This window comes from Pseudarthrobacter naphthalenicus, from assembly GCF_029076445.1.
In the GTDB taxonomy this organism is placed as follows: Bacteria; Actinomycetota; Actinomycetes; order Actinomycetales; family Micrococcaceae; genus Arthrobacter; species Arthrobacter naphthalenicus.
The window spans coordinates 1-7,833 of sequence record NZ_JARESG010000047.1 but is presented as its reverse complement, the minus strand read 5'-3'; the positions used below and the strand labels follow the sequence as shown (position 1 = coordinate 7,833).

Annotated in this window: 7 protein-coding genes and 1 rRNA gene; 4 read left to right on the top strand and 4 right to left on the bottom strand. The window is 63.1% G+C overall.

Features of this window, described 5'->3' with window-relative positions; genetic code table 11:
* Nucleotides 1-530: 530 nt before the first annotated feature.
* Both PY310_RS20920 and PY310_RS20915 read right to left on the bottom strand, forming a co-directional pair.
* Entirely contained in the window at nucleotides 531-1,082 is a 552-nt protein-coding gene (locus tag PY310_RS20920; RefSeq protein ID WP_275216550.1) for a hypothetical protein, read from the bottom strand.
* Between the two features lie 256 nt (nucleotides 1,083-1,338).
* On the bottom strand, nucleotides 1,339-1,902 hold the full coding sequence (locus tag PY310_RS20915) for a dihydrofolate reductase family protein (protein WP_275216549.1): 564 nt from the start codon (nucleotides 1,900-1,902) through the stop codon (nucleotides 1,339-1,341).
* Between the two features lie 254 nt (nucleotides 1,903-2,156).
* On the opposite strand from PY310_RS20915, the gene PY310_RS20910 reads away from it, so the two are divergent.
* From PY310_RS20910 to PY310_RS20900, 3 genes are all read left to right on the top strand, one after another.
* The gene (locus PY310_RS20910; protein ID WP_275216547.1) at nucleotides 2,157-3,557 is read left to right on the top strand and encodes a glutamate decarboxylase; all 1,401 of its coding nucleotides are present in this window, start codon (nucleotides 2,157-2,159) and stop codon (nucleotides 3,555-3,557) included.
* Between the two features lie 24 nt (nucleotides 3,558-3,581).
* Nucleotides 3,582-4,451, top strand: coding sequence for a class II glutamine amidotransferase (locus tag PY310_RS20905; RefSeq protein WP_275216545.1), 870 nt, complete (start codon nucleotides 3,582-3,584; stop codon nucleotides 4,449-4,451).
* Between the two features lie 93 nt (nucleotides 4,452-4,544).
* Nucleotides 4,545-4,982, top strand: a complete 438-nt coding sequence (locus tag PY310_RS20900; RefSeq protein ID WP_275216543.1) for a VOC family protein — start codon at nucleotides 4,545-4,547, stop codon at nucleotides 4,980-4,982.
* A 62-nt stretch (nucleotides 4,983-5,044) separates the two neighbouring features.
* Here the strand turns inward: PY310_RS20900 and PY310_RS20895 are convergent, their stop codons facing one another.
* Together PY310_RS20895 and PY310_RS20890 are read right to left on the bottom strand one after the other, a co-directional pair.
* On the bottom strand, nucleotides 5,045-5,704 hold the full coding sequence (locus PY310_RS20895) for a dihydrofolate reductase family protein (protein ID WP_275216542.1): 660 nt from the start codon (nucleotides 5,702-5,704) through the stop codon (nucleotides 5,045-5,047).
* An 88-nt stretch (nucleotides 5,705-5,792) separates the two neighbouring features.
* A complete protein-coding gene (locus tag PY310_RS20890; protein ID WP_275216541.1) occupies nucleotides 5,793-7,115 on the bottom strand; it encodes an alpha-amylase family protein in 1,323 nt (440 codons plus the stop codon).
* Nucleotides 7,116-7,751: 636 nt separating this feature from the next.
* Here PY310_RS20890 and PY310_RS20885 point away from each other — a divergent pair.
* Nucleotides 7,752-7,833 (top strand): 16S ribosomal RNA (locus tag PY310_RS20885); the annotation flags it as partial.

Sequence of the window (7,833 nt, the reverse complement as noted above, 5' to 3'; positions counted from 1 at the left end):
ACCCACAGCGCCGATGGTACTGCACCCGGGAGGGTGTGGGAGAGTAGGTCACCGCCGGAACACCATTAAAAATGGTTGAGACCCCCCGACACACACGTGTCGGGGGGTCTCCCACATTTAACCACCCACCCTTGCATCCAGGCAGCCCGGCACCCGCCGCACCCGCAGCCCGGCACCGCCGTCGTGCACCACACCCACACAAACGCTCTCTCACTTAATGCGGGAAATCCCCAAACCCTCCCGCACCCCCGGCCACGGCAAAACACCCCCGCCAACCTCCGCCGTCCAGCGGAGCATCAACCGCGAGAGCGTCCACGGAATACCCACATCAACTGCAATACCGTCCGCCGAAAACCCACATCAACTGCGAGAGCGTTTCAAAGGCGGCCGCGTACAGGATATGGGAGAACCGTGAATCGCCGGCCGGTCTGGCGCCTTTTGCACTACGTCTGCCTTGCACACTGGAAGTGAGCGTTCCTGGTTGCCCCTAGGGGCGACGTGGTATCTACCGTTGCAGTGTTGGATGGAGCCTAGCTCCGGGTCGTGAATTGGACTTGGATGTACTTGAGCTCAGTGCGTGGAAGCACAGCGGTCACCACCCCGCCTCCTGGCAGATGGGCTCCAATACCGTAGACGAACGGGTCCGTGTCGACTTCTGCAGCGGGCATGTCGACTCCGTTGATCACGGTCTTGGCCCGAATGTTGACCATCCTGCCGGTAACTGTGGGAGCGTGCTGGTCCCACGGGTTACTGCCAGGCCACAGCTCTTCCCGATATTGGTTCATGAGTATGTGGTTGACATGGTCAACCAACAGGCTTCGAACCGAAGAGCGCTCGGATGGGACGCGGTGCCAGGTGGTTCGCACGGCCTCCTCAAGTTGCGGGTAACGCAGGCGCTCCACGTACTCGATCAGCCAGGGGGGCCGCGGCCATGGCGGAACTTCCTCGATCGATCTGCGTGTCTTCTCGTCGAGGTCTGCGAGGTTTACCGGGTCTGAGCGGTCATCCGGGTTTCGCCAGAGCGTATAGGTGATGCTCGCCGTCATCTCGTTGTACCCACGATCATCTTGGCCATAGGTCACACCAACGCTGTCGGTGTCCTCCAATGAAGGTTGGGGCGTAAGCTCCATCACTGGAATGGGCATGAGTTTCAGGCGCTCGGCCCATTCAGCACGGGGGTCGGGAGCGTCTGCAGGGACAATTCCAGCCACTCGCATACCCCGACTATGAACCACATGAGTCCGCCTGTATACGGACGTGGACTTTCGGGTCCCAAATGTCCCGTTGAGGGTTCGGCCACTGCTGGGGTACTTCCCGTACCGAGCGGAGGAGTCGCGCTCAGCGCCTTGTCTTGTACCTGTTTAGGACCACGCCGCCGGGAAACGTCCGAGTCTCAACAAGGTTCAGGTTCACCCAACCTTCCAGCGAGGTGAAGAACGGAGTGCCGCCGCCCACCAGGACTGGATGGGTGACCAGCGCGTATTCATCGATCAGGCCGGCCCGCATGGCTGCACCGGCGAGCGTTGCGCCACCGATGCTCATCGGGCCGCCGTCCCCGGCCTTGAGCCGGCCGATTTCGGCGATCGCGTCGCCGGTGACCAGGCGGGTGTTCCAGTCGACCTTGTCGATCGTCGACGAGAACACCACCTTGGGCGTGTCCCGCCAGTTCCGCGCGAACTCGATCTCAGCGGGTGTGGCGTTGGGCATCTGGTCACCGGTCGGCCAGTGGGAGCTCATCGTTTCCCAGAGCTTGCGGCCGTACAGCGAAAGGCTGCTGGCCCGCTCCCGGTCGAGCCACCACTGGAACAACTCGTCGCTCGGGGCGCTCCAGCCGATGTCGTCGCCGGCCGCGGCTATGTAGCCGTCCCTGGTCAGGTTCATGCCGTAGATCAATGGCCGCACGGCGCCAGCCTTCCGTCTCGGTGGTGGAGGGCATCATGGAACTCTGGCGTCCCGCCTATAATCGGCAGTCTCCTGTCCTTCATGGAGCCACGGTAACTGCCCATAGTCCGGGACGCCATAGCCCCCGGTCCACGATGCAGCCGAGCGGCCAATTGCCGCGGACGAAGCTTGGGGGCCGGGGGCACCCCGGGTAGCGTGAAGCACAACTGGCGGTGCTGTGGCCGCAGCAGTCCCCCGATTCCAAGGAGCGAACCATGGGCAGGTCAAAACGGACGTCGGCTCATGAGCCCGACACGGTTGTGGAGCTGAATCCTTTGTTTAGCAGGCCGGGGGAATCCACCATCTTCCCGCGCTTCACAATCCCGGCGGGGGAGTCCATGCCCTCGACTGCCTATCAGGTGGTCCACGACGAGGCGATGCTGGACGGAAACTCCCGGCTGAATTTGGCGACGTTCGTCGGAACCTGGATGGAACCGGAAGCGTCGCAACTCTATGCCGAGACTTTCGACAAGAACATGATCGACAAGGACGAATACCCTCAGACGGCGCTGATTGAGACCCGATGCTGGCGCATGCTCGCGGACCTGTGGAACGCGCCCGACCCGGCCAAGGCCGTCGGCACCTCCACGATCGGCTCGTCCGAGGCGTGCATGCTCGGCGGGCTGGCCTTGAAGCGCCGGTGGCAGCACGCCCGGCGCGCAGCCGGCATGCCAACGGACAAACCAAACCTTGTCCTCAGCTCCGCCGTCCAAGTGTGCTGGGAGAAATTCTGTAACTACTGGGATGTCGAAGCCCGCTTTGTTCCCGTGTCCAAGGAACATCAGATGCTGGACGGACATGACCTGGACCGGTACGTGGACGAGAACACCATCGGCGTGATCGCCATCATGGGCGTGACTTACACCGGCGCCTACGAACCCGTCGACAAAATCTCCGCAGCCCTGGACGAAATCCAGACACGCCGCGGCCTGGATATTCCGATCCATGTCGACGGGGCCTCCGGGGCCATGGTCGCCCCCTTCCTGCAGCCGGACACTGTGTGGGACTTCCGCCTACCACGGGTTGCCTCAATCAACACCTCAGGCCACAAGTACGGTCTGGTGTATCCAGGCCTCGGCTGGATCATCTGGCGGGACGAAGCGGCGCTCCCCGATGATCTGATCTTCCACGTCAGCTACCTCGGCGGGGACATGCCGACCTTCGCGTTGAACTTCTCACGGCCCGGCGCCCAGGTGCTGCTGCAGTATTACCTCTTCCTCCGGCTCGGATTTGCTGGATACGAGTCGGTCCAGGCCACATCCCGGGACGTGGCGCTCTATCTGTCCGCTGAAATTGGGGCGATGGAGGCCTTCACCCTGTGGAGCGACGGGTCGGACATCCCGGTATTCGCCTGGCAGCTCACTGAGGGCCACACGGGAAATTGGAACCTTCACCACCTCTCCGAGCGCCTCCGGATGAACGGGTGGCTCGTCCCGGCCTATCCCATGCCGGAAGGGCTGGAAGAAGTCACGGTACAAAGGATCGTGGTCCGCAACGGCTTCACCCGCGACCTCGCGTCCAGCTTCCTGATCGACCTCAAGAAGGCAGTCGCCTACCTCGACGGGCTGACAGCGCCGATGCCACCCGATGGGCAAACACAGGCCTTCCACCACTAAACAGCACGCCGAAGAAGGAGCGCCATGTGCCGATTGTTCGGACTGCACGCAGGCCGCCGGCCCGTCCGGGCCACGTTCTGGCTCCTCGACGCCCCGGACAGCCTCGCGACCCAGAGCCGGCGCGAGCCCGACGGAGCCGGCATCGGCACCTTCGACGATGATGGCAGGGCTCACGTGGCCAAGCAGCCTCTGGCCGCCTGGGAGGACCACGCCTTCGCGCGCGAGGCGCGGGATCTGAAAAGCACCACGTTCCTGGCGCACGTGCGGTACGCCAGCACCGGCGCACACACATTGGTCAATACGCACCCGTTTGAACAGGACGGGCGGCTGTTCGCCCACAACGGCGCCTTCGGCGGCCTCGACATGCTCGATCAGCACCTGGCCGCATTCGGGGTCACTAACCTCGTGCACGGCCAGACCGACAGCGAACGCCTCTTCGCCCTGATCACCGCCGAGAGCCGCCACGCCGGCGGCGATGTCGGCCTGGGCATCACCCGGGCTGTCACGTGGATCGCCCGGGAACTGCCCGTCTTTAGCCTGAACATCGTTGTGACGACGGCGACCGACCTTTGGGCGCTCAGATACCCGGCCACCCACGAGTTGCACATCCTGCAGCACGACCCCGACGCCTCTCCCGGGCCGGCGGCTCCTCTGGCGGCCCGCAGCGCACGTATCAACGCCCGAAGCAAAGATCTCGCCCGTTCCAGGCACGTCCTCATCGCCACCGAGCCGATGGATCACAACCCGGACTGGCGCCTGCTAGCCTCCGGCGGGCTGGTGCACGTCGGCCCCGATCTCACGGTCGCAACCATCTTCCCGTTCCCGGAAAGCCCCGCGCACCCACTCACCCTCGCGGACTTGGAGCCTTCCGCCGCGGCCTCCCAGACGCCCTGAGCACCGCACCAGCCCGGGGCACCAACCGAGCTTTCGCGTTCGCCGTGGAAACGGTACTGGAGCTACCCGCCCCGGCTCGGTAACGTGCATCGCATGGCCATAAAACTTGAGAACGTCGGCATCGCCGTTCGCGACCTCGAAGCAACAATCTCCTTCTTCACCGACCTCGGACTCACGGTCGTGGGCCGGGACACGGTCAGTGGCGAGTGGACCGACACGGCCGTCGGCCTTGACGGCAACCACGCCAACATCGCGATGCTCCAAACACCAGACGGTCACGGCCGTCTTGAGCTCTTCGAATACATCCACCCCGAAGCGATCGAGTCGGAGCCCACTCGTCCCAATGAGATCGGGATGCACCGCGTCGCGTTCTCAGTGGATGACATTGACAAAGCATTGGAGATAGCCGCGAGGCACGGCTGCCGCCCGTTACGGGGCGTGGCGACCTACAAGGACATCTACAAGCTCACCTACGTCCGCGGTCCAAGCGGCATCATCGTGATGCTTGCCGAGGAACTCAAGAAAAACTGAGGCCGAGCCGACGCAGTTCGCCGCGCCTCGGTGTTTCCACGGGGGATCGCACCCTGATGCGCCTACCGGGCCGTGCGGCGGGTGAAGATCAGATGAAGCACTCCCGACGGCGAGGGGGTCGCTTCGATCTCAAAGCGCTGTTCGAGCCCTTCGAGTCCGTCCCAGAGTCGTTCGCCCCGGCCCAGGAGGATCGGCACGAGGACGACATGCATGTGATCGATCAGATCGGCCTCGAGGAACTGACGAACCGTGCCGACGCCGCCTCCGATCCGGACGTCGAGGTCGCCGGCCAGGGCGCGCGCCTGCTTGAGCGCGGAAACAGGATCGGCGTCAACAAAATGGAACGTTGTCCCGCCTTCCATCTCCAATACAGGCCGGGGGTGGTGTGTGAGGACAACGACCGGGGTATGGAACACAGGGTTATCGCCCCACCATCCCTTCCAGTCCTCGTCCTCCCAAGGACCGCGCTGAGGGCCGAACTTGTTGCGCCCCATGATCTCGACGCCGATCCCGGGGCCCCACTGGCTTGCGAACGACTCATCGACGCCGAAGGATCCCTCCGATTCCCCGTGGAAGCCCATCGCGCGGAAGGTGCGCGTCTCAAAAGCCCATTCCATGAGCCGAGAGCCTGCGTGGCCGAAAGGAGCATTGAGTTCCTGGCCCTCTCCGGTGCCGAAGCCGTCGAGGGAGACCGAAAAGTTGTGCACGCGGACGAGGGACATGTCATCTCCTGACGTGGTTGCGGTTCGACCCACTTTATGGTGATGCCCCCCACACCTCAAGGCCAACGACGCGAGAAGCGCAGGTGCGTTAGCCCAAGACGGCCCATCCGCGCGGCGGCACCAAGACCGCGTCCGCGTCGACGTCGAGCGTTGCAGCTCCGGCGACGACGGCGGTGGCGCCCGCCGCACTGAGCCGCCGCGTGTCGTGCGAGAGGTTCAACGCGACGACGAGCGCATCGGCGCCGACCGCAAGGCGGTACACAAACACCTCGTTGGAGAGCTGCAGGGCCTCTGAGGTGGCACGGTGCAGCCAGGAGTTCCGTCTCCGCACCCCAATGAGTTCCTGGTGCACGGCAAAAATGGGTCCGCCCAAGGGGGAGAGATGGTCGGGGGAGGGCGGGAACAGCGGCCTCACGTCGTCGTCGCCTCCCGCCCTGTCCTCCTTGACTCCGCGATAGCCCTGTTCGTCGCCATAGTAAATCGATGGCGTCCCCCCGACCGTGAGAAGCACGACGACGGCGTGCGGCACGAGTGCGGCATCGCTGAGCTTGCTCGCGATGCGGGTGACGTCGTGGTTGCCGATGAAGGTGAGCGGCGCGTAGGAGCTCAGGAGTGCGTTGTGCCGTTCGAACGCGGCTGCCAGCTCGAAGAAATTCGCATCGTTGAGGGAACTCCAGACAGCTTTCCAGAGCTCATATTGCGTGGCCGAATCGAGTCCGCCGGCTCGGACCTCCTCGGCATAGTCGCCGTGGATGTATTCGCCAACAAAGTATGCGTTTGGGTGGGATGACCGGACGCGAGCCGTGACTTTGGACCAGAATGACGACGGGACGGCATAGGCGGCGTCGAGTCGCCAGCCGTCCGCACCACGGCCGAGCCAGTACTCCATGACCTCGACGACGAAATCGGCAACGGCCGGCTCCTCGTGATTGAGTGCCACGAGGTGGTGGTGGCCCTCGAAGTCTTGGTATGCGGGTTCGACGCCGGGACCACCGTCGTCGGGCCATTCCAGTGAGAACCAGGAGGCGGCGTCCGCCTGCGGCCCGCTCTTGAGGACATCCTGGAACGGCGCGAAGGAGCGTCCTGTGTGGTTGAAGACACCGTCGAGCAATATGCGCAGGCCGCGACGGTGTGCCTCCGTCACCAGGGTGTCAAAGTCCTCGAGGGATCCGAGCCGGGAATCGATCCGGAAGTAATCCGTGGTGTCATATCCGTGCGTCTCCGACTCAAAAATAGGGCCGAGGGCAATGCCCGATGCTCCAAGACCCACGGCGTAGTCGAGCCACGGGACAAGATCCAGCAACCGATGGTCAGCGGCGGGATCGAGGGTCGCGGTCTTTTCGGCGCCAACGAAGCCGAGAGGATAGACCTGCCACCAGATGGCGTGCTGGACCCAGTCAGGTTCGTTCATGGTGATGAAGGCCTTCCGTCCGATCCCGGGCCGCCCGATCAGGGCGACGGCTGGCCGGGCGGGGCCAGCGTCCCGTCCAGCCTATAGGCGGCATTCAATCGGCGTGGCTTCGACTGTTGCCGCACCCGGCATCAGATCCGATGGCGTTCCCCAGTTTTGGGCCTGTTGGTGGATGGATTTGCGGCAAGGCGTCACTGGGTGTATTGTTTTCTAAGTCGCCGCGAGGGGAACAGCGAAGAGCTGGTTACCGCGGGCGGCCAAACCCCCAAATTTCAAGACCATTTTCTGGTTGCTCTTTAGAGCGCCGAATTGTGGCGGGGGACGGTGTTTTCTGCCGGTGCGGGTCCTGGAAACTGGATTTGCGTCGGGGGTTGAGATCGGGTAAGTTTGAAAAGTTGCTCCGGAGCGATCCACGGCTGTTTAGTGCTGGTGGTGGTGCCGGGTGTGTCTGTTGTTTGAGAACTCAATAGTGTGCCAAGTTTGTTGATACCAATTTTTTGTATTGAATTGGTTGAATTGGCCAGGCCTGTCCACCCCGTGGATGGGGTCTGGTTTTTACAGCTGGTTTCAAATTTTTGCAGCCTTCTTTTCCCGTTATTTCCGGGGGTGTTGGTTGTTTTCTGTTTTTGTTTTACTTCAACGGAGAGTTTGATCCTGGCTCAGGATGAACGCTGGCGGCGTGCTTAACACATGCAAGTCGAACGATGATCTCCAGCTT

What these genes read in the sequence shown, in the direction of transcription:
- PY310_RS20910 (WP_275216547.1), top strand. Translation starts at nt 2,157, where the DNA reads ATGGGCAGGTCAAAACGGACGTCGGCTCATGAGCCCGACACGGTTGTG.
- PY310_RS20905 (WP_275216545.1), top strand. Translation starts at nt 3,582, where the DNA reads ATGTGCCGATTGTTCGGACTGCACGCAGGCCGCCGGCCCGTCCGGGCC.
- PY310_RS20900 (WP_275216543.1), top strand. Translation starts at nt 4,545, where the DNA reads ATGGCCATAAAACTTGAGAACGTCGGCATCGCCGTTCGCGACCTCGAA.
- PY310_RS20895 (WP_275216542.1), bottom strand. Translation starts at nt 5,704, where the DNA reads ATGTCCCTCGTCCGCGTGCACAACTTTTCGGTCTCCCTCGACGGCTTC.
- PY310_RS20890 (WP_275216541.1), bottom strand. Translation starts at nt 7,115, where the DNA reads ATGAACGAACCTGACTGGGTCCAGCACGCCATCTGGTGGCAGGTCTAT.